Source organism: Streptomyces sp. BE20 (assembly GCF_036322525.1).
Taxonomy (GTDB): Bacteria; Actinomycetota; Actinomycetes; order Streptomycetales; family Streptomycetaceae; genus Kitasatospora.
Map to the genome: position 1 here is coordinate 1 of NZ_JAQYWW010000482.1, position 538 is coordinate 538.

A 538-nucleotide genomic window follows, 5' to 3' on the forward strand; every position below is an offset into this window, starting at 1 on the left:
CCGAGGCGTCGAGTCCTCCCAGCGCCTCGGCCGCCACCGTTGGGTGATCGAGCGCACCGTCGCCTGGCTCGGCGGCTTCCGCCGGCTGCACCGCCGCTACGAACGCAAGGCCGACCACTTCGCCGCCTTCGCCAGCATCGCCGCGGCCCTCATCTGCACCCGACGACTATCCAAATGAGATGTCTTCTAAGTAGGACGAAGCCCCGTCGCTCCGTTGGAGAGCGGCGGGGCCTCGGCGGGCTCGATTACGCGGCTAGGTGGACCGGGACCAGCGTCCGGGCCCGTTCGTAGAGATCGCGGGCGGCACTGTTGGTCGGGTGGCTGGTGAGCAAGCCGAGCATGTTCCGGATCTTGGCATCTGCGCGGCCGGACTGAACTAGCGGGTAGTCGTCTAGAACCAATGCCGTGTAGATAGAGCTTGCGGATTCCTGTCACGGGTCTGGTGTGGTCAGGATGTCGATGCTGATGGTGGCTTTGTAGCTGGTCCGGTCGATGGTGCCTTTGGCGTTGTACTTGGAGATCGCGCGTTTGACGACGC

General features: G+C 64.9%; 1 protein-coding gene. It reads left to right on the forward strand.

What is annotated here, in order from left to right; genetic code table 11:
* The coding region (locus tag PUR61_RS06620; protein ID WP_329876626.1) for a transposase at nt 1-178 on the forward strand (178 nt) is incomplete at its 5' end.
* Nucleotides 179-538 lie beyond the last annotated feature (360 nt).